Genomic DNA, 19360 nt, shown 5'->3' on the forward strand with positions numbered 1-19360 from the left:
TGAGTATTCGTCTCGGCTTCTGCAAGGTGTGACCGCCCCTGGAGGCGGTTCCAACAGGTTAGCGGATCGGGGCGGGGCGGTGGGGGCCAGGCTGGGGTCTTGTCTTGATCGTTTGTTTTCGGAGGCTTCAGAGGGCCTAGGGCTTTCGTGTCAGAGGCCGTGTCCGCCGAGGTGGTGCAGGGCGCGGGCAGTGAGGTCCGTGAGGGCGGGCTCGCCGTCGTGGTCCGCCCAGTACATGAGCGTCTCCGTGGCCACCGCGATGAGGACGGCTGCGGTGACGCGTACGTCGTACTCGTTCGCGTCCTGGCCGGCGCGTTCGGCGAGCAGGGCCGCCGTGTGGGCCACCCGGGGTTCCTGGTGTTGCCACATGCGGGCCCGCAGGGGCTGTACCCGCGAGATCAGCCGGAGGCGGGCCAGCGTGGTCTCCCGGTCCTCGCCGATGCGCTGTTCGAGGAGATCGAGGAGGGTGGCGCGGACGATGTCCGGGAGCGGTTCCGACAGGTCCCGGACGGTGATCGCCTTCTCCGGGGGCGGGGTGTGGTCGTCGGCGAGGACCACGTCCTCTTTCGTGGGGAAGTAGCGGAAGAAGGTGCTCGGTGAGATGTCGACCGCGGCGCAGATCTGCTCGACGGTGGTCTCGTCGTACCCCTGCTCGGTGAAGAGGCGGAGCGCCTCCTGTTGGAGCAGGCGGCGGGTCTTGGCTTTCTTCCGCTCCCGCAGTCCGGGTCGGGTCGTCATGGGGCGTGCACTTCTCAAGGACTGTTGGTGAGGGGCGGTCATGGCAGGTCATGACCGATGAGGGGCCTTGGCATTCTCTCATCGGGCTGGGTGTTTGGCCTGTCGGCCGGGAGCAGGCGATCCTGTGGGGCAAGAGGAAGGGCCCGTCCGCGGGAGGTGATTTCTTGGGGCGGCAGTGGACGGGCCCTTTGGGGACGGGCGGGCTGGGGGTCGTGATGTCAGGGGGACGGTGGGGGTTCGTCCGGCATGGTTCGTACGATCGTTCCTCCGCTCGCGATCGGGATCGCGGAGAGCAGTTCCGACGGGAAGTCGAACGCGTCGACCAGGGTCATCATGTGCGGCGCCAGCTCGGCGAGCGTCGTGTCCAGGGTCTTCGGCAGCGCCCGGACCTGGTCCGGCGTGAGATGGCCCTCGGCCAGCAGATCGCCGGTGTGCTCACGGAGTCGGCGGAGCAGGAACAGCCGGCACAGGGAGCGCAACAGCGCGGCCGACGTCGGGTCCGTCGCCTGGTCGGCCGCCGCGGCGAGGGCGTCCGCGGCCTGTAGGCAAGCGTGGGCGGAGACCATCTCCAGGGCGGCGGACGAGGTGACGTTCCAGCGGCCCACCGGGTCGCCGGACGGGCCCTCGCGCAGGGCGGCACGGGCTCGGGCCTGCCAGACGGCCTCGGCCCGGGCGAGCAGGCCCCGTAGGAAGGGCAGGTCGGTCAGGTCTCCGTCGGGTAGTGCCTCCGGCTTCGCGGACTCGTGGCCGAAGACCATCTCGGAGGCGGCCTTCACCCAGATCACCAGGTTGTCGCCCTCGGCGGTGATGCCGCCCTCGACGTTCGCGGGCAGGTCCGCTATGCCGTTGGCGGGGAACAGGCCCTGGGCGCCGCAGCGTTCGCGGCACTCGGTGGCGATCTCCCGTGCCTGCCAGGTGATCCAGCCCTTGGCGACGGCCGTGAGCCGTTCGACCTCCTCGCGGTCCTGCTCGGTGTGCGCGGCGAACCGGTCGACCACCGTGCGGTGCAGGAACGTCATCGCGTATGCCGTGGCCAGCCCGTCGAGCAACCGGCTGTGGTGGCTGCGGTGGGCGGCGAGCGGGATGCGCTCACCGGCCCGGGGTCCGGCGATGAGGCGGCTGTGGGCGTAGCGGACCGCGACGGTGAGTGCGGCGCGGGTCATGCCGAGGGTGCCGGCGCTCATACAGAGCTTGCCCATGGTGACGCGGTTGATGGAACGCAGGAGCCGCTTGCGCTTGTTGCCGAGGTTGCTGGTGAGTGTGCCGTCGCGGTCCAGTCGGCCGTGGTCGGCCTGCAGGAGCGCCTGGCGCGGCAGCCACACCTGGTCGAAGGAGGTGAGGCAGTGGTCGACGGGGGTGCCGGTGCGGTCCGGCAGCCGGCGGACCGTGACCCCGGGCAGATGTCCCCTCTCGTCGCTGAGCGGGGTGAGGAAGAGGAAGACACCCTGGTCCTCGTCGTCGACGAGGAGCCGGGCCGCGACGACCGCGGTCTTGGGGCCGCCGGTCAGGCTGGTGTTGGGCATGAACTTCCGTGCGCCCGGCGTCGGGGTGTGCAGGCGGAAGCCGTCGCTCGCGCGGTCGTGGACGGCGACGGTCTCCATCGCCGCTACGTCGTTGCCGTGCTCCAACTCGGTACACAGAAACGTTCCTGTGTTGCGCAGCGTGGTGAAGGCAGCCAGGTCGCGGCCCTCGTGGTCGTGGTCGACGAGGCTGCCGAGGAAGAGGTTGTAGTGGATGCTCGCGAGGGTGGTCAGCCCTCCGTCCACCGGCCCGATCCACTCGTGCAGGGCGGCCAGGCGGTGCGGGTCGGCCGCGAACCGCTCGGGGTCGGCGAGGACGTTGTTGAGGAGGCGCAGTCGGTCGTAGGAGAGCGCCGCCCGTTCGGCCGGGGGCAGTCCGGGCCGGTACGAGAACGCGCGGCCGGAGATCGTTCTGCGCCAGACGCCGTGCCGGTGCTCTCGCTGCGGACCCTCGAAGAGGAGGCGCGCGAGTTCGTCGGCGACCGGGTGCCCGGCGGGGCCTGCCTGCGCCGGGGTCTCCCTGTCCTCGTGGTCCTCGTGGTCCTCGTGTTCGCGTATCGCCGGGTCTTCCGTGGTCTCCGCAGCCAAGGCTTCGAAGGTCGTGAAAGCCATCGGGCTTCCCCCTGGGTGGGTTCGGTCAGGTGTGAAGCGCGGGACAGAAGATACGTACCATCCGGTTTTTATTTCAAGGGCCTTCTTGGCCGAAGCTCGAAGATCACCGATCCCGTAAGGGATTTTATGGGGGAAATGGGTCCAATTAGGGGCTGAAAGCTTCAGGGTTGAAAAACCGTATGGCTGGTTTTATTGTCCTGAAGCATAGACAGGGACCGTCCGGTCTCTCTTCCCGCGGTGCGGGCTGGTGCGGAGGGTGCTTGTGGCACGGCAGGAGCGGGCCATTCGGACACGGCAGGCGATCCTGCTCGCCGCGGCCGAGGTGTTCGACGCGGTCGGGTACGAGGCGGCGACGATCTCCGACGTGCTGCAGAGGTCGGGGGTGACCAAGGGCGCCCTCTACTTCCACTTCACCTCGAAGGAGGAACTGGCCCAGGCCGTCCTGGCCGCGCAGGTGTCCTCCCTCCCCCGCGTCCCGGAGCAGGATCTGAAGCTGCAGGAGTCGCTGGACGAGGCTCTGTTGCTGGCCTATCTGCTCCGGAAGGACACCGGTGACCCGATCGTCCAGGGCAGTGTGCGGCTGACCGTGGACCAGGGCTCGCCGAAGGACAACCTCAACCGGCGGGTGCCGATGCAGGCGTGGACCGAGCACACGCAGTCCCTCTTCGAGGAGGCCAAGCTGCGGGGCGAGATCCTCCCGCACGTCGATGTCGCGGCCCTGGCCCAACTGTTCGTGGGGGCCTTCACGGGCGTGCAGGTCCTTTCGCGGATCATGACCGAGCGGGTGGATCTGGCCGAGCGGGTGGCCGATCTCTACCGGCATCTGATGCCCTCGGTCGCCGTGCCGGGGGTGCTGGTCCGCCTGGACTTCTCCCCCGACCGGGGGCCGAAGGTGTTCGAGGCCGCCATGAGGCAGCGCCAGTCGGAGGCGGCGAGCGAGGCTCCGTGACGGGGGCGGTCGGGGGTGCAGTGGCGGCGTCGGCCGCCGTCGCGCCGCCGGGTCGGTCCGGTGAGTCGGACGGAGGCAGCCGGGTCCCGCGCAGCGGGAAGTGTCTCCTCTGTGCAGGAGAGTGAGTTCCACCGTGGTGCGCCGGGTGGTGTGTCACGTCGCATGCCGGCACGTCGATTGCCGGCACCACATCGAGTGCCGGTACCACGTCGAATGTCGAACGGGCCGACCGATCGAACGGAGTGCACGGATGGAGATGACCCGATGCCCGTACGCCCTTGACGTGACGGGGCGTGACCTGGTGGGTGAGACCGCCATGTTGCGGGCGCAGGGGCCGGCCGTCGAGGTGGAGCTGCCCGGTGGGGTACGCGCCTGGGCCGTCGTGCGGCAGAAGTACGTCAAGCAACTCCTCATGGATCCCCGGGTGTCGAAGGACGCCCGGCAGCACTGGCCCGACTTCATCGAGGGCCGTATCGGCATGGACTGGCCGCTCTACCCGTGGGTGGCGAACGAGAACATGCTCTTCGCCTACGGGGAGCGGCACGGGCGGCTGCGCCGGCTGGTCGCCGCGGCCTTCACCGCGCGCCGTACCCAGGCCCTGCGGCCCCGGGTCGAGGAGATCACCGAGGAGCTGCTCGACGAGCTGGCCGCGGTGCCGCCGGGTGAACCGGTCGATCTGCGGGCTCGGTTCGCCAATCCGTTGCCCTTGCGGGTGATCTGCGAGTTGTTCGGCATCGCGGAGGAGGCCCGTGAGCCCCTGTGCGCGGATCTGGACCTGGTGTTCGGTACGGCAGTGCCGGGCGACGAGATGGCCGCGGCGCAGGTGCGGGTCTTCGGGATGCTGGCCGACCTGGTCGCGGAGAAGCGGGCCGAGCCCGGTGACGACCTGACGACCGCCCTCATCGAGGCTCGCGACGGCGCCGACGGCCGGCTGACCGAGCAGGAACTCCTCGGCACGCTCTATCTGATGATCGCCGCCGGCCAGGAGACCACCTGCACCTTCATCACCAACACGATCGCCGCGCTGCTGGCCCATCCGGAACAGCGCGCGCATGTGCGTGAGGGCCGTGCCGACTGGGCCGACGTGGTCGGGGAGACGCTGCGCACGCGCAGCCCCGCCGCGTACTCGCCGATGCGCTTCGCCGTCGAGGACATCGACCTTGACGGTGTGCGGATCGAGAAGGGCGATCCGATCCTGGTCTCCTTCGCCGGCGCGGTCTCGGATCCGGAGGCGTACGGGGACGACGTCGGTGTCTTCGATGTGCTGAGGACCGGCCGACGGGACGACCTGGGCTTCGGGTACGGCGTGCACCGTTGTGTGGGGGCGCCGTTGGCCCGACTCGAGGCGACCACCGCGCTGTCGGCGCTCTTCGCCCGCTTCCCCAATATGGAGTCTGTAATTCCGGTGGAGAGGGTCGAACCGGTGCGGTCCTTCATCGTCAACGGGTATGGATCACTTCCGGTCGTGCTGCGACCGAACTGATCCGTTTTCTCCGCCGGTTCGGGCGGGATCCTATGCTTTCGGGCGATGGGATTCCGCCTTTCCGAGTGTGCCGCGGGGGTGCTCCCGAGGTGCTTGCTCGCGCAATTGAAAACCGCACGTGCGGTTTGTTATGCTCCCGATCCAGCCTCAACGGAGCGTGTGATGGCCAAGCAGGAACGTGCGGTACGAACGCGCAACGCCTTGATCCAGTCCGCCGCCGAACTCTTCACCCAGGACGGCTTCGAATCGGTCTCGCTCGCGGCGATCAGCTCCCGGGCGGGGGTCAGCAACGGCGCGCTGCACTTCCACTTCCCCAGCAAGGCCGCACTCGCGGCGGCGGTACGGGACGCGGCGACCCGGCGGTTCGGGCGCATCACCTCCGCCGAGCGGCCGCCGCCGCAGCTCGGCGGTTCCCTTCAGTCGCTCGTCGACGCGAGCCACGCCCTGCTGCAGGGTCTGCGCCACGATGTCGTCCTGCGCGCCGGGTTCGAGCTGGGCGACAGGGCGCGGGATCTCCGCCGGGGCGGAGACCTGTACGAGCGGTGGCATGTGTGGGTGGAGGACGCCGTCGTACGGGCCGCGCGCGAAGGGCTGCTCTCCGATGTGCCGCCGCGCGATCTGGTCGCCACGGTGGTCGGTGCCACGGTCGGCTTCGCCGCGCTCGGGGAGGGCGATGTGCGCTGGCTGTCCCACACCACCCTCACGCGCTTCTGGTCGCTGCTGCTGCCCCGCATAGCCTCGGCGCCGGCCCTGCGGGGAGTGGTGGCGGCGGGACGGCGGGCGGAGGCGAGCTGACCCTCCGGCCCGGTCCGCGCCGAAGGAGCGCGGGAGCGGGAGCCGTCAACGGCGTGACACATGGACCCGGTAGTTGCCCGCCCGGTCCTTCCCCACCACGGTGATGACGACACCCGCCCGCATGTCCTTGAAGGACTGCCCGGGGACGAACGTCGCGTCGGACAACTCGGCCTGTACGTTGGGGCTGCGGGTACAGCCGCCGCTGCCGGGCCGGGAGTCGTAGACCGCGATGGGCCCGTTGCCGGTGTCGACGTCCGCGTCCACGCGGTAGATGAGGACGCCGGGCCGGCACACCGCGGCGTCGTTGCCCTCGCGGGTGCGCACTTCCAGGGCGTATCCGGCCCGGGAGCTGAGCGGTACGAAGACCAGCTTGTGTCCGCCGGTCCGGGCCAGCGGGGTCAGCGTGTACGCGACGGTGCCGCGCGTGGTGGCGCAGGCGACCTGGGAGTCGTCGAGCCAGCCGAGCTTCCACTTGTGCCAGCCGAGCAGGTCGTTGTCGGCGCCCCAGTCCTCGCTCATGATGTCCCAGTGTCCGACCGCGGTGCCGCCCTCCTGGGTGTAGAGGTCGGGCAGGCCGAAGGTGTGGGTGTTCTCGTGGGGCAGGACCCGGTATCCGGTCACCGAGTAGGAGCCCGAGCCGTCGTCCTGGCGGCTGTAGATGAAGGACGCGTTGGCGATGGGGACACCGTCGGCGAGGGGTGCGTCGGCGTTGCCCGCGAAGGTCACGGACAGGACGGTGTCCAGGGCGGACGGACCTGCGTTCGGGGTGACCAGCACGTTCAGCAGGTCGTAGCGGCGGAAGTCCACCTCGGCGTCGGCGGCGGCGACGATGTCCTGGACGAGCCGGCGGTAGCCGGGGTCGAAAGGGGCGCCGCGCTCCAGCCCGTAGGCCTTGAACGGCTTGGGCATCCGCAGCCAGCGGCGTATGGGGGTCTCGGGACGGTAGTCGAGACGGCCGTAGGAACTGGTGGCGAACCACCGCTGGGTCTGCGGGAAGAACTCCGCGAACCGGTCGAGCGCGCTGCCCTGTCCAGGGGCGTCGGAGAAGTCGATCATCAGGGTCAGGGCGTGGACGGTGCCGGTGGAGTGGGCGTAGCCGGTGGAGGTCGGGATGCCTTCGGGCATCTGGATGTTCGGATGGCCGTGGATCATGCAGGGGCGCAGCGCCGAGGAACGGCCCGGGGCGACGGGGCCCGCCGCCGTGGAGCCCCCCAGCAACTGCCCGGTGCCGGCGGCGGTGGCGACCAGCAGGGTCAGAGCCGTGACCGAGGCCAGGGAGGCGGCGCGGCGAGGGGGCACCCGGCGATGGGACGGCTGCATGCGGTGGCCCTCCGCTCCCACGGCAGCCGCCGGTCTTCGGCTGCACCCTTGCGATCACCCTCCGGCGCCCGGTCCGGGGGCGCGCGCTGGAGGAGACCGAACGAGGGGTTCTCGGGCGCGGACGGGGTGAAGCCGGGGGAGGGGAGGCGTGAACCGGGGGCGCGGGGCTCGTCGGGGCGGGCGACGGAGCGTTCGTACCGCCCCGGCCGTGATGTGGTGCACGTCACACGAAGTGGTGCCCTTAGGGGAAATAACCGGGGACGGAATCCCCGTTTAACCCTGTGTCCAGGCGAACCGGGGAGGGATTCCCCGGATCGCGTTCCACTCGCCCGAGGAGTACGCCGTGCAGACCGCGACCGCGACTTCCGTGCAGCGTCGAGCGTCCAGGCCGCGTGCCGACGCCCTGCGCAACCGGGAGCGGATCGTCACCGCCGCCCGGGAGATGTTCGTCGAGTTCGGTGCCGATGTGCCGTTCGACGAGATCGCCCGCCGGGCCGGCGTCGGCAACGCCACGGTGTACCGCAACTTCCCCGATCGCGACGCACTCGCCCGGGAGGTCGTCTGCTCGGTCCTCGACCGTACGTCAGAGGTGGCCGAGCGGGCGCTCGCCGAGCGCGCCGACGCCTTCGAGGCACTGGAGCGCTTCGCGCACGCCGCGGCCGACGAGCGGCTGAGCGCGCTGTGTCCGATGCTCTCCAGCACGTTCGACCAGAACCACCCCGACCTGGAAGCCGCTCGGGAACGGATCGATCGGCTCGTCGAGGAGGTCATGGAGCGGGCGAGAGCCGCCGGACAGCTCCGTCCTGACGTGGGCGTCGGTGATCTGACGATCGCCGTGGCCCAGCTCAGCAGGCCGCCGGCCGGTACGGAGTGCCTGAGCGCGGACCGCTTCATGCACCGTCATCTCCAGCTGTTCCTGGACGGACTGCGGGCCCCGGCCCGCTCCGAGCTGCCGGGTACGGCCGTGACCATGGAGGATCTGCGCCGACCCTGAGCGACCTGTAGCGAGCCCCAGCGACCGATACCGATGAGTTCAGCGCACTCAACCTGTCTGTACCGGCAGACGTCTGCATCGACGGACGCCGTACCGACGAACACCGGTGCCGGCGGACGTCTGTGAGGACGTACGTCTGTACCGACCCGCGACCGTCTGCACCGACCGACGACGTCTGCGGCGAGCAGGGACACGCCCCGCGCCGCCGAGAGACGTGACCACCACAGACATCCCGGCCGTCACCGTCGACGAGCCGTGCCGTTCGACGCCCTTCCACGTTCCGTTACGCCCTTCTCCGTCCTCCTACGCCCTTTAGGTCTCCTAGTCCCGACTTCCACGTCCTTCTAGGTCACCTCAAGTCCTGATCTTTCCGTCACGAAGTCCCGAAGTGGGTACCTCCATGTCTGCACCAGCACGAAGCGTCCCTGGCGCTTCCGCTCCCGACAACAATCGCTGGCGAGCGCTCATCTTCATCGCGCTCGCCCAGCTGATGGTCGTCCTCGACGCCACCATCGTGAACATCGCGCTGCCGTCCGCCCAGCGGGACCTCGGGATATCCGACGGCAACCGCCAGTGGGTCGTCACCGCGTACGCCCTCGCCTTCGGCGGTCTGCTGCTCTTCGGCGGCCGTGTCGCCGACCTGTGGGGCCGCAAGCGGGCGTTCGTCATCGGCCTGACCGGCTTCGCCGCGGCCTCCGCGCTCGGCGGTGCCGCGCAGTCCGGCACGATGATGTTCGGCGCCCGCGCCCTCCAGGGCGTCTTCGGTGCTCTGCTCGCCCCCGCCGCGCTGTCCCTGCTGGCGGTGATGTTCACGGACGCCAAGGAGCGCGCCAAGGCGTTCGGCATCTACGGTGCGATCGCCGGTGGTGGCGGCGCCGTCGGTCTGATCCTCGGCGGCTTCCTCACCGAGTACCTGGACTGGCGCTGGACGTTCTTCGTCAACATCCCGTTCGCCATCGTCGCGGCGGCCGGTGCCTACTTCGTCATCCGTGAGCCGGAGGGCGGCCGCAACCGTTCGCCGCTCGACATCCCGGGCGTCATCCTCTCCACCCTCGGCCTGGTCTCCCTCGTCTACGGCTTCACGCGCGCCGAGTCCGACGGCTGGGGCGACTCCATGACGGTCGGCCTGTTCGTCGCGGCGGCGGTCCTGCTGGTGGCCTTCGCGGTCACCGAGTCCCGGGTCAAGGCCCCGCTGCTGCCGCTGCGTGTGGTCACCGACCGCAACCGCGGCGGTATCTACCTCTCCCTCGGTCTCGCGGTCATCGCGATGTTCGGCACGTTCCTCTTCCTGACCTACTACCTGCAGGTCGTGAAGGGCTACTCGCCGGTCAAGACCGGCTTCGCCTTCCTGCCGATGGTGGCCGGCATGATCACGGGCTCGACCCAGATCGGCACCCGCCTGATGACCCGTGTGCCCGCGCGGCTGCTGATGGGCCCCGGGTTCCTGGTGGCCGCCGTCGGCATGCTGCTGTTCGCGCAGCTGGAGATCGGTTCCTCGTACGCGACCCTCGTGCTGCCGGCCCTGCTGCTGCTCGGCCTCGGCATGGGTACGGCGTTCATGCCGGCCATGTCCCTGGCCACGCACGGCGTGCAGCCGCGGGACGCCGGTGTCGCCTCCGCGATGGTCAACACCTCCCAGCAGGTGGGCGGCGCGATCGGTACCGCCCTGCTGAACACGATCGCGTCCTCGGCCACCACGTCCTACATCAAGGACCACATCGCGACGGCGACCTCCAAGCCGCAGCAGCAGCTGGTCCAGCTCCAGGGCATGGTGCACGGCTACTCGACCGCGATCTGGGTCGCCGTCGGCATCCTCGTGCTCGCCGCGACGTTCGCCGTGACCTTCGTCAACGCCGGACGCCCGGGTGCCGGGCAGGCCTCCGGTGCGAGCGAGGGCGTCGAGGACGAGGTGCAGGTGCCGGTGGTCGCCCACTGACCCTGCGTACGGGCGCGGACGTCGTCCGCTGAACGCGCGCCTCGTACGCCTCCACCCGTACGCCCCGGCCCGCCCCGGCTCCGCCGTCCCGGCGGGCCGGGGCGGACCTGTATGCGGAGGTGAGTGAGGGTGCGTCCCGGCTCAGCGGAGCCAGGGCAGGTCCGCCCCCGCCTCCTTGGGCTGCAGTCCCTCCGAGATGACCGACATGATCTCGCCCAGGGACTTCTGCTGCTCGGGGGAGAGGCGGTCGAACAGGGCCTGGCGCACGGCCGCCACATGCCCGGGCGCGGTGCGGGCCAGCACCTCGTAGCCCTCGTCCGTGAGGACCGCGAGCTGTCCTCGCTTGTCGGAGGGGCAGTCCTCGCGGCTCACCCAGCCGTTCTTCTCCAGGCGGGCGATGGCGTGGGACAGCCGGGAGCGGGTGATCTTCGCCCCGATCGCCAGCTCGGTCATCCGCATCCGCCGGCGCGGCGCCTCGGCGAGCTGGACGAGCAGTCCGTAGTACACGTGCGGCATGCCCGCGTCGCGCTGCAGCTGGCGGTCCAGGTGGTCCTCGAGAAGGGTGACGGCGTGCATGTACGCACGCCATGTGCGCTGCTCTTCGTCGGTGAGCCAGCGGGTGTCCTCAGCGGGTGCCGTCTTCATGGGCTCCACTGTACGAGGCCCTTCTTGAAACTTAAACAAATTGTCGCTACGCTCATGGAGCTTGAGGTTTCAAGTAAATGCCGGAGGGAGCCGTCATGTCCGTCGTCGCCGAGGAGCGCATCGCGCCCGAGCGCATGCCCGCCCTCTATCTCAGCCACGGCGCGCCCCCGCTGGCCGACGACCCGGTCTGGCCCGGCCAGCTCGCCGCCTGGTCCGCCGGCCTGTCCCGGCCCAGCGCGATCCTCATGGTCTCCGCCCACTGGGAGGAGGCCCCGCTCGCCCTCGGCGCGGTGGAGACGATCCCGCTGGTCTACGACTTCTGGGGCTTCCCCGAGCACTACTACCGGGTGACCTACGCCGCCCCGGGCGCCCCGCGGCTCGCCGACTCCGTACGCAAACTGCTGCGCGCCCCCGGCATCCCGGTCCAGGACTTCCCGGACCGCGGCCTGGACCACGGCGCGTATGTGCCGCTGGTCGAGATGTTTCCCGAGGCCGACATCCCGGTCCTGCAGATCTCCCTGCCGACCCTCGACCCGGTGAAGCTCCTCGACATCGGCCGCAAGCTGGCCCCGCTGCGCGACGAGGGCGTCCTGATCATCGGCTCCGGCTTCTTCACCCACAACCTGGCCGCCCTGCGGCACACGGGCGGGGGAGTGCCCGGCTGGTCGGCGGAGTTCGACGACTGGGGCCACCGTGCGCTGGAGGCCGGCGACATCGACGCCCTTCTCGACTTCACCCGCAAGTCGCCGGCGGGCCGGCTCGCCCACCCCCGCACGGAACACTTCGCCCCGCTCTTCGTGACGCTGGGCGCGGCGGACGCCACGGGGGAGCTGGACACGCACAGGTCGGTGATCGACGGGTTCTGGATGGGGCTGGCGAAGAGGTCGGTGCAGTTCGGCTGAGGCCGCGCGGTCACAGCTCCTTCTCGTACCAGGCCACGTCCCAGTACCGGCCGAACTTGCGGCCCACCTGCCGGTAGGTGCCCACATGCCGGAAGCCGAAGCGTTCGTGCAGCCGCACGGACGCTTCGTTGGGCTGCGCGATGCCCGCGTACGCGCGGTGGAGGTCCTCGTCGGCGAGCGCAGCGAACAGCGCCTCGTACAGACGTGTGCCCACGCCGCGTCCCGTCGCGCGGGCGGCGAGATAGACCGTCACCTCCACCGAGGTCGCATAGGCGGGCTTGGCGCGAAAGGCGCTGGATGTGGCGTACCCCAGGATCTCCTGTGAGTCGCTGTCCACGGCAACCATCAGGCGGTGCGGTCCGTCTTCAGGGTGGGAGAGCAGCCAAGGACGTCGCTCTTCCGGTGTGAAGATCGCGGTATCGAAGGTGATCGGTGTCGTGTGTACGTAGTGGTTGTAGATGTCCGTGAGGGCCCCGAGGTCGTCCTCGACGCCTGGCCTGACCTGCACCTCTGTGCGTTCCGATGCCATCCCGCCTCCTTGGTGGCGGCACAGGGTACTGCATGATCAGAAAAATCGAGGGGCAGGTTGGGAATTCTGTCCGGATTGCAGTCGTTGTTTCCTTCGGATGCCGGGCACCCGAATGGGTGTCCTGAGCGCCACCCGGACCATCCGCCAGCCCACCATCGCAAGGGAGCACGCATGGCAACCCGTGCCGTCGCCCGTCGCAAGACCGCCGCAGGCGGGACCGTCGACGCGGCAAACAGTGTTCGCGCCCATGGCGGCGAGATCGCCGATCGCGACCTGGTCGGCATGTACCTCGACGAGATCGCGCGTACGCCTCTGCTCGACGCCGCCAAGGAGGTCGAGCTGTCCCAGACCATCGAGGCCGGCGTGTTCGCGCGGCAGATCCTCGACGGTGAGGAGGAAGCCAAGGCGGATGCCACCCGTGAGGAGTTGGAGGCTCTGGTCGCCGAGGGCGAGCGAGCCAAGGACGTCTTCATACGGTCCAATCTGCGCCTCGTCGTGGCCGTCGCGCGACGCTATCCGCGCAGCGGCCTGCCGCTGCTCGACCTGATCCAGGAAGGCAACGCGGGCCTGGTGCGCGCGGTCGAGAAGTTCGACTACCGCAAGGGCTTCAAGTTCTCGACGTACGCGACCTGGTGGATCCGTCAGGCCATCACCCGGTCGATCGCCGACCAGTCCCGGACCATCCGGCTGCCCGTGCACCTGGTGGAGGAGCTCGGCCGGATCCGCAGGGTGCAGCGGGAGTTCAACCGTGAGCACGGGCGGGACCCCGAGCCCGCCGAGATCGCGACCGAGCTGGACACGACGGCGGAGCGCATCAGCGACGTCCTCGACTGGGCCCGCGACCCGGTGTCGCTGAACATGTCGGTGGACGACGAGGGCGAGACCCAGTTCGGCGATCTGCTGGAGGACACCTCCGCGGTGTCGCCGGAGCAGTCGGTCCTCACGCTGCTGCGCAGCGAGGAGCTGGACGACCTCATCGGGCGGCTCGACGACCGCACGGCGTCGATCATCAAGATGCGGTACGGCATCGAGGACGGCCGGGAGCGCACCCTGACGGAGGTCGGCAAGGAGCACGGCCTGACGCGTGAGCGCATCCGCCAGATCGAGAAGCACGCGCTGCTGGAGCTGAAGAAGCTGGCCCGGGACACCGGGTTCGACGCGGCGGCGTAACGGCATCCGCGGGGCCGGGGGCGCACCCCGGTCCCGACGCGCCGGGGTGTGCGACTTGGCGCTGTTGCATCGCTTCAACCCGCCGGGTCCGGGGCACAAGACCTCCGGGCCCTCTCGCGCCCGGGCCGGGCCTCGCGGTCCGTGCCCCTGAGCCGAGTCCCGACGCACTCCCCCCGGCGGCGGGACTCTTCCGGAGCCGGGCTCCGGCGCCACTCCCCCCTGGCGCCGGAGCCCGGCTCTTCTCGGCATCCGGGCAGGGACATGCCAAACCGGGTCGCCCCGGACCTGAACCCCGGGGCGGCCCGGATGGCAGATTGTGTCACAGCGGCATAACCTGCCGATGTGACCGGTACCAACCGTGCGAGCGGGGCCTCGTCCCGCCGTACGTCGCAAGAACCCGGGGGCGTGTCCGCTGACGGGCTTGCTCCTTCGCGTGACGAGCCTGCGCGGCGTGACAAGGGCGAGTCGCTGATCGAGCGCCGTAAGGCGGCGACCCGTATGGAGATCGCCCGGGCCGCCGCGGGGCTGTTCATGGCGAACGGACTGCGCGCCACCCGGGCCGAGGACATCGCCCGGGCCGCCGGAGTGGCCCCGCGCACCTTCTACCGCTACTTCGCGACCAAGGAGGAGGCGCTCGCGCCGCTGTTCTCCGAGGGCGCCCACCGATGGGTGCGAGCGGTCCGCGAGGCCCCCGCCGGGCTGACCGTCGCCGAGGCCCTGCGCCATGCGGCGGTGCACACCCTCACCCCGGGTGCCGGCGTGTCGGCGACCTCCCTGGAGTGGGTCCGCGCCCTGCTCTGCCTCATCGACACCAACTCCGCGCTCACCAGGGTCTGGGCCGAGATCTGCCGGGCCACGGAGCGGGAGCTCGCAGAGGCGCTCGCGGCACGGACACAGGAGGGTGACGAGACGTCAGTGGCCGTCACGCCCGCCCTTCGTTTCGCGGCGGCCATCGCCGATGCCGCCGTCCGGGTGGCCGTGGAGACCTGGGCCACGGGCGACCGCCCGGCCGACGGTCCCGACGGGCCGGCCGCTCACGCCGTACGCAATCTAGCGGCCCTCGGGGAGTTCGCCTGGGGGAGCGGCTGAGGGAGCGGACGGGCTCGGTCCGGCCGGGTCGGGCCCCTCCTCCCGCGAGGGTCCGGCGCCCGCCGCCCGGCTCAGCCGTGCTCCCAAGTCCCGGGTGCGGGCCACCAGTTCCGGCGGCGCGTGGACGGTGAACGGGCAGTCCACCATGGCCAGCCGTATCGCCAGCCACTCCACCGAGTCGTTCGCCGTACCGCGCAGCCGGCAGTTGTGCTCGTCGAGGGGCTCGGGTTCGTCGAACCACCGGGGCAGGCGCGCCGCCACGAGGTCCGCGGACGCGGCGAAGGTCGCCTCGAACTCGTAGGTCTCCTGGCGCCGGTACATCGACCGCCGCAGATACTCCGCCGCGCTCTTCGCCGGCAGCTCGCGCGGTGTGAAGCGCACGCCCGTCGCGAGGGGTGCGCCGACCCGGTCGACCCGGAACGTGCGCCAGTCGTCGCGTTCGAGGTCGTAGGCGACGAGGTACCAGCGGCGTCCCGTCGACACCAGCCGGTACGGCTCGGTCAGGCGCCGTGACTCCGTGCCGTCCTTGGCGCGGTACGCGAACCGCAGTCGCTCCCCGCCCGCGATCGTCGAGGCCATCACGGTCAGTGTCTCCGGCGCGATGCTCGCCCCGTCGCCGCTGGTCAGCGCGGTGGTGGCGGTCTGGAGTGTGGCGACGCGATGACGCAGCCGGCCCGGCAGCACCTGCTCCAGCTTGGCCAGCGCCCGCACGGACGCCTCCTCCACGCCCTCGACCGCGTGTCCGGCACCCGCGCGCAGCCCCACCGCGATCGCCACGGCCTCCTCGTCGTCGAGCACGAGCGGCGGCATGGCTTTCCCGGCGACCAGCCGGTATCCGCCGTCGGCCCCTCTGCTGGCCTGGACCGGGTAGCCCAGCTCGCGCAACCGGTCGATGTCGCGCCGGACGGTGCGCCGGGACACCCCGAGCCGCTCGGCGAGCTCGCCGCCAGGCCACTCACGGGGAGTCTGCAGCAGGGACAGCAGCTGGAGGAGCCGGGCCGGGGTGTCGGTCGTCATACGTCGAGAATGCATGAAGATGAGGACATGATCTGACCTATTGGGCCTCTACCGTCGGAGTATGACCTCCACCGACAGCACACTCAGCACCGACGCGGCCGACGGGCTCCCGGCCGCGTCCCATCCGGCCGAGGGGCATCCAGCCGACGGACCCCCGGCCGACGGACCCCCGGCCGACGGACCCCCGGCCGGCGCGAGCGACCGGCGTCGCTGGTTCGCGCTCGCGATCGTGATGACCGCGGCCTTCATGGACCTGGTCGACGTCACGATCGTCAACATCGCGATCCCCTCCATCCAGCGTGACGAGGGCGCCTCCTTCAGCCAGATCCAGTGGATCACCGCGGGATACGCGCTCGCCTTCGCCGCCGGGCTCATCACCGGCGGCCGGCTCGGCGACATCCACGGCCGCAAGCGCCTCTTCCTGATCGGCATCGGCGGCTTCACGCTCGCGTCCGCTCTGTGCGGCTTCGCCGCCAACCCGGAGATGCTGGTCGCCTCGCGGATCCTGCAGGGCGCGATGGCCGCGATGATGGTTCCGCAGGTGCTGTCGATCGTGCACGCCACCTTCCCGGCGCACGAGCGGGGCAAGGTCTTCGGCCTCTTCGGCGCCATCGTGGGGCTGGGAGCCGTGTCGGGGCCGCTGCTCGGCGCGCTGCTCACCGAGTGGAACCTGTTCGGGCTGGAATGGCGCCCCATCTTCCTGATCAACCTGCCGGTCGGCATCGGGGCGTATCTGCTCGGCCGGCGCTTCATCACGGAGTCGAAGGCCCCCCGGGCCCTGCGCCTCGACCTCGTCGGGGTGGCCCTGGTCACGCTGGGTCTGCTGATGCTGCTCTACCCGCTCACGCGCGGCCGGGAGCTGGGCTGGCCGCTGTGGGGGTACGCGTCGATGGCGGGCGCGCTGGTCGTCTTCGGGGCGCTGGTGGCGTACGAGCGGCGCAAGGCCGCCCGTGACGGCTCCCCGCTCGTCGAGCTGTCGCTGTTCCGGGTGAAGAGCTTCGCCGCGGGCATCGCGGTGCAGACGGTGTTCGGGATCGGCCTCGGCGTCTTCTTCCTGGTCTGGACGCTGTACATGCAGGTGGGGCTGGGCTGGAGCGCCCTGCGGGCCGGTCTGACGGGTGTGCCGTTCTCGATCGCGGTCTCGGTGGCGGCCGGGATGTCGGTGCAGAAGCTGGTTCCGCGCTTCGGCCGCAAGGTGCTGCAGGCGGGCGCGCTGGTGATGGCGGCGGGCGTGCTCATCTACATCGCCGAGGCCCACCGCTACGGCCTGTCCATCGCCTCGTGGCAGATGGCGCTGCCGCTGGTGGTCATGGGCGCGGGCATGGGTCTGATCGTGGCGCCGCTGACGGACGCGGTCCTCTCCGAGGTTCCGCGGGAGCACTCCGGTTCGGCGTCGGGGCTGATCAACACGGTGCAGCAGATGGGCAACGCGCTCGGCCTCGGGCTGGTGTCGGTGGTCTTCTTCGGCGAGATCGACGACCGGCTCGCCCCCGCCGCGGTGGGGCCGGCCTTTGTGCACGCCTTCCAGCACGCGCTGGGCTATGTCGTGGCGGTACTGGTGGTGATCTTCCTGCTGATGTTCGCGCTGCCGAAGCGGCCGGCGCAGCACGTGGAGGGCGCGGAGGCGGACACGGACGCGGAGCCCGTCGGGGAGCGGGTGCTCGTCTCCTGAGGGTGTGCGGGGCCCCTGGCGCCCGGCGGGTCGCGTTCCGTGCGCGCTCGCCGGGCGTCGGCATGTCTGGACCCCCCTCAGGGGCACCCCGCCCGATTGTGCCCGTTCCGATGCCCGAACCTGTTTACTTTTCAGACATGCGGCCGTAGCCTCCCACCTGAAACCACACGTTCGGGCATCAGTCGGAGGCGAACGGACATGTACGCACCGGAGCGGCAGCAGGAGATCCTCCGGCTTGCCCGTGACGGCGGCCGGGTGGACGTGATGTCTCTGGCCGAGGAGTTCCAGGTCACGGCGGAGACGATCCGTCGCGACCTCAAGGCCCTGGACCGCGCGGGACTGGTGCGCCGGGTGCACGGCGGTGCCATACCCGCCGGGCGCCTGGACTTCGAGCCCGACCTCGCGGAGCGGGAGTCCACGGCGGCCGACGAGAAGGACCGGATCGCGCAGGCGGCCGTCGCCGAGCTGCCGAGCGAGGGCACGATGATCCTCGACGCCGGCTCGACCGTCGCCCGGCTGGCCGGGGCCATCCCCCTGGACGCCTCCCTCACCGTCGTCACCCACAGCCTTCCCACCGCGGCCCGTCTCGCGGACCACCCCGGCATCCAGCTCCATCTGGTCGGGGGGCGCGTACGGCACCGCACGCGCGCCGCCGTGGATGCCTGGGCGCTGAGCGCGTACGCCGAGATCCGTGCCGATATCGCGTTCATCGCCGCCAACGGCTTCTCCGCCGGTCACGGACTGACCACCCCCGACCTCGCCGAGGCCGCCGTCAAGCGGGCCGCGATCCGCGCCGCACGCAGGGTGGTGCTGCTCGCCGACTCCTCCAAGCACGGCCAGGAGCACTTCGCCCGCTTCGGCGACCTCGGTGACGTGGACCTGCTGATCACCGACAGCGGGCTGAGCCCCGAGGACGCCACCGCGATCGAGCGCGGCGGCACGGAAGTAGTGCGCGCATGATTCTCACCGTCACCCCGAACCCCTCTCTCGACCGTACGTACGAGGTTCCGTCCCTCGGCCGCGGCGAGGTCATCCGGGCCACCGGTGAACGCATGGACCCGGGCGGCAAGGGCGTGAACGTCTCGCGTGCCGTCGCGGCCGCCGGACGGCGCACGGTCGCCGTGCTCCCGCTGGGCGGCGCGCCCGGCGCGCTCGTCGCCGAGCTGCTCCACGACCAGGGCATCACCGTGGCGCCGGTGCCGATCGCCGGAGCCACCCGGTCCAACATCTCGGTCGCCGAGCCCGACGGCACCCTCACGAAGATCAACGCGCCCGGACCCGAGCTGTCCCCGGTCGAGGCCGAACTGCTGCTGGAGACAGTCCGCGAGCAGTACCGCGCGGCCGAGACCACGTGGATCACCTGCTGTGGCAGCCTCCCGCGCGGACTCGCCCCCTCCTGGTACGCCGACCTGGTCGCCCGTGCCCACGCCGCGGGCGCCAGGATCGCGCTCGACACCTCGGGGCCCGCGCTCCTCGAAGCACTGCGCGAGCGCCCGGACGTGGTGAAGCCGAACGCCGAGGAACTCGCGGCGGCCGTCGGGCGCCCGCTCGTCACCGTCGGCGACGCCGCCAAGGCGGCCGAGGAACTGCGCGAAATGGGGGCGGGCGCCGTGCTCGCGAGCCTCGGCGCGGACGGGCAGCTGCTCGTGTCCGACACGGGTGTGTGGTTCGGCAGCGCCCGTGTCGACGCCGTACGCAGCAACGTCGGCGCCGGTGACTCCTCCCTCGCCGGTTTCCTGATCGCGGGCGGCACCGGGCCCGAGGCCCTGGCCTCGGCCGTCGCCCACGGAGCCGCGGCGGTCCAGCTGCCCGGCAGCGTGATGCCGACCCCGGCCGATCTGGACCCCTCCGCCGTGACGGTCACGTCGGAGGTGCCCTTGGACCGCGTGCTGACGGAGCCGGTGTCATGAGCGCGCGCCGGCCCGCGCCGCGCCCGCGACGGCACCCGGCCGTCGCCGCCGAAGCCGGGGGGAGGCGGGGTTTCCCCGG

General features: G+C 70.8%; 17 protein-coding genes. 11 read left to right on the top strand and 6 right to left on the bottom strand.

Translation table 11 applies throughout. From position 1 onward, the window contains the following. Nucleotides 1–150 precede the first annotated feature (150 nt). Both AB0L95_RS05285 and AB0L95_RS05290 read right to left on the bottom strand, forming a co-directional pair. Nucleotides 151–738, bottom strand: coding sequence for a TetR family transcriptional regulator (locus AB0L95_RS05285; protein WP_365157188.1), 588 nt, complete (start codon nucleotides 736–738; stop codon nucleotides 151–153). 218 nt (nucleotides 739–956) lie between these two features. Then, nucleotides 957–2870, bottom strand: coding sequence for an acyl-CoA dehydrogenase (locus AB0L95_RS05290; RefSeq protein WP_365157191.1), 1914 nt, complete (start codon nucleotides 2868–2870; stop codon nucleotides 957–959). A gap of 262 nt (nucleotides 2871–3132) precedes the next feature. Between AB0L95_RS05290 and AB0L95_RS05295 the strand changes: the two genes are divergently transcribed. The 3 genes from AB0L95_RS05295 (at nucleotide 3133) to AB0L95_RS05305 (ending at nucleotide 6097) form a co-directional block, all read left to right on the top strand. After that, nucleotides 3133–3819: a ScbR family autoregulator-binding transcription factor gene (locus AB0L95_RS05295; RefSeq protein ID WP_365157194.1), complete on the top strand. Its 687-nt coding sequence runs from the start codon at nucleotides 3133–3135 to the stop codon at nucleotides 3817–3819. A gap of 250 nt (nucleotides 3820–4069) precedes the next feature. Next, on the top strand, nucleotides 4070–5302 hold the full coding sequence (locus AB0L95_RS05300) for a cytochrome P450 (protein WP_365157197.1): 1233 nt from the start codon (nucleotides 4070–4072) through the stop codon (nucleotides 5300–5302). Between the two features lie 162 nt (nucleotides 5303–5464). Then, complete coding sequence (locus tag AB0L95_RS05305) at nucleotides 5465–6097, top strand: ScbR family autoregulator-binding transcription factor (protein ID WP_365157200.1); 633 nt, start codon at nucleotides 5465–5467, stop codon at nucleotides 6095–6097. Between the two features lie 45 nt (nucleotides 6098–6142). Here AB0L95_RS05305 and AB0L95_RS05310 read toward each other — a convergent pair whose 3' ends face one another. Further along, the gene (locus AB0L95_RS05310) at nucleotides 6143–7417 is read right to left on the bottom strand and encodes a M6 family metalloprotease domain-containing protein (RefSeq protein ID WP_365157203.1); all 1275 of its coding nucleotides are present in this window, start codon (nucleotides 7415–7417) and stop codon (nucleotides 6143–6145) included. 343 nt (nucleotides 7418–7760) lie between these two features. Between AB0L95_RS05310 and AB0L95_RS05315 the strand changes: the two genes are divergently transcribed. After that, nucleotides 7761–8411: a helix-turn-helix domain-containing protein gene (locus tag AB0L95_RS05315; RefSeq protein ID WP_365157206.1), complete on the top strand. Its 651-nt coding sequence runs from the start codon at nucleotides 7761–7763 to the stop codon at nucleotides 8409–8411. Between the two features lie 400 nt (nucleotides 8412–8811). Continuing rightward, nucleotides 8812–10347 (top strand): MFS transporter, encoded by a 1536-nt coding sequence (locus tag AB0L95_RS05320; protein ID WP_365157209.1) that lies wholly within the window; start codon nucleotides 8812–8814, stop codon nucleotides 10345–10347. Nucleotides 10348–10488: 141 nt separating this feature from the next. Here the strand turns inward: AB0L95_RS05320 and AB0L95_RS05325 are convergent, their stop codons facing one another. Then, nucleotides 10489–10992: a MarR family transcriptional regulator gene (locus AB0L95_RS05325; RefSeq protein ID WP_365157212.1), complete on the bottom strand. Its 504-nt coding sequence runs from the start codon at nucleotides 10990–10992 to the stop codon at nucleotides 10489–10491. Nucleotides 10993–11087: 95 nt separating this feature from the next. Here AB0L95_RS05325 and AB0L95_RS05330 point away from each other — a divergent pair, with 95 nt between their 5' ends. Next, nucleotides 11088–11894, top strand: coding sequence for a class III extradiol ring-cleavage dioxygenase (locus AB0L95_RS05330; protein WP_365157215.1), 807 nt, complete (start codon nucleotides 11088–11090; stop codon nucleotides 11892–11894). A 10-nt stretch (nucleotides 11895–11904) separates the two neighbouring features. On the opposite strand, the gene AB0L95_RS05335 is transcribed toward AB0L95_RS05330, so the two are convergent. After that, nucleotides 11905–12423: an N-acetyltransferase family protein gene (locus AB0L95_RS05335; RefSeq protein ID WP_365157218.1), complete on the bottom strand. Its 519-nt coding sequence runs from the start codon at nucleotides 12421–12423 to the stop codon at nucleotides 11905–11907. Nucleotides 12424–12594: 171 nt separating this feature from the next. Here AB0L95_RS05335 and AB0L95_RS05340 point away from each other — a divergent pair, with 171 nt between their 5' ends. Together AB0L95_RS05340 and AB0L95_RS05345 are read left to right on the top strand one after the other, a co-directional pair. Continuing rightward, the gene (locus AB0L95_RS05340) at nucleotides 12595–13593 is read left to right on the top strand and encodes a sigma-70 family RNA polymerase sigma factor (protein ID WP_365157221.1); all 999 of its coding nucleotides are present in this window, start codon (nucleotides 12595–12597) and stop codon (nucleotides 13591–13593) included. Between the two features lie 405 nt (nucleotides 13594–13998). Then, nucleotides 13999–14682, top strand: coding sequence for a TetR family transcriptional regulator (locus AB0L95_RS05345; protein ID WP_365157224.1), 684 nt, complete (start codon nucleotides 13999–14001; stop codon nucleotides 14680–14682). Here AB0L95_RS05345 and AB0L95_RS05350 read toward each other — a convergent pair. Further along, nucleotides 14644–15699, bottom strand: coding sequence for a YafY family protein (locus AB0L95_RS05350; RefSeq protein WP_365157227.1), 1056 nt, complete (start codon nucleotides 15697–15699; stop codon nucleotides 14644–14646). The two genes, AB0L95_RS05345 and AB0L95_RS05350, sit on opposite strands and share 39 nt — an antisense overlap. Before the next feature lie 232 nt (nucleotides 15700–15931). On the opposite strand from AB0L95_RS05350, the gene AB0L95_RS05355 reads away from it, so the two are divergent. The 3 genes from AB0L95_RS05355 (at nucleotide 15932) to pfkB (ending at nucleotide 19281) form a co-directional block, all read left to right on the top strand. Then, nucleotides 15932–17371 carry an MFS transporter gene (locus tag AB0L95_RS05355; RefSeq protein WP_365157763.1) on the top strand — a complete coding sequence of 480 codons (1440 nt, stop codon included), beginning with the start codon at nucleotides 15932–15934 and terminating at the stop codon, nucleotides 17369–17371. Between the two features lie 198 nt (nucleotides 17372–17569). Then, nucleotides 17570–18331 (top strand): DeoR/GlpR family DNA-binding transcription regulator, encoded by a 762-nt coding sequence (locus tag AB0L95_RS05360; RefSeq protein WP_365157230.1) that lies wholly within the window; start codon nucleotides 17570–17572, stop codon nucleotides 18329–18331. Next, complete coding sequence (gene pfkB / locus AB0L95_RS05365; RefSeq protein ID WP_365157233.1) at nucleotides 18328–19281, top strand: 1-phosphofructokinase; 954 nt, start codon at nucleotides 18328–18330, stop codon at nucleotides 19279–19281. Before AB0L95_RS05360 ends, pfkB begins: the two co-directional genes overlap by 4 nt. Nucleotides 19282–19360: the final 79 nt, after the last annotated feature.

Origin of the sequence: Streptomyces sp. NPDC052036 (genome assembly GCF_040680495.1) — a bacterium.
Taxonomy (GTDB): Bacteria; Actinomycetota; Actinomycetes; order Streptomycetales; family Streptomycetaceae; genus Streptomyces.

Bases quoted from the DNA above. Each gene is read 5' to 3' on its own strand.
- AB0L95_RS05285 (WP_365157188.1), bottom strand. From the start codon at position 738: ATGACGACCCGACCCGGACTGCGGGAGCGGAAGAAAGCCAAGACCCGC.
- AB0L95_RS05290 (WP_365157191.1), bottom strand. From the start codon at position 2,870: ATGGCTTTCACGACCTTCGAAGCCTTGGCTGCGGAGACCACGGAAGAC.
- AB0L95_RS05300 (WP_365157197.1), top strand. From the start codon at position 4,070: ATGGAGATGACCCGATGCCCGTACGCCCTTGACGTGACGGGGCGTGAC.
- AB0L95_RS05305 (WP_365157200.1), top strand. From the start codon at position 5,465: ATGGCCAAGCAGGAACGTGCGGTACGAACGCGCAACGCCTTGATCCAG.
- AB0L95_RS05310 (WP_365157203.1), bottom strand. From the start codon at position 7,417: ATGCAGCCGTCCCATCGCCGGGTGCCCCCTCGCCGCGCCGCCTCCCTG.
- AB0L95_RS05320 (WP_365157209.1), top strand. From the start codon at position 8,812: ATGTCTGCACCAGCACGAAGCGTCCCTGGCGCTTCCGCTCCCGACAAC.
- AB0L95_RS05325 (WP_365157212.1), bottom strand. From the start codon at position 10,992: ATGAAGACGGCACCCGCTGAGGACACCCGCTGGCTCACCGACGAAGAG.
- AB0L95_RS05330 (WP_365157215.1), top strand. From the start codon at position 11,088: ATGTCCGTCGTCGCCGAGGAGCGCATCGCGCCCGAGCGCATGCCCGCC.
- AB0L95_RS05335 (WP_365157218.1), bottom strand. From the start codon at position 12,423: ATGGCATCGGAACGCACAGAGGTGCAGGTCAGGCCAGGCGTCGAGGAC.
- AB0L95_RS05340 (WP_365157221.1), top strand. From the start codon at position 12,595: ATGGCAACCCGTGCCGTCGCCCGTCGCAAGACCGCCGCAGGCGGGACC.
- AB0L95_RS05350 (WP_365157227.1), bottom strand. From the start codon at position 15,699: ATGACGACCGACACCCCGGCCCGGCTCCTCCAGCTGCTGTCCCTGCTG.
- AB0L95_RS05355 (WP_365157763.1), top strand. From the start codon at position 15,932: ATGACCGCGGCCTTCATGGACCTGGTCGACGTCACGATCGTCAACATC.
- AB0L95_RS05360 (WP_365157230.1), top strand. From the start codon at position 17,570: ATGTACGCACCGGAGCGGCAGCAGGAGATCCTCCGGCTTGCCCGTGAC.
- pfkB (WP_365157233.1), top strand. From the start codon at position 18,328: ATGATTCTCACCGTCACCCCGAACCCCTCTCTCGACCGTACGTACGAG.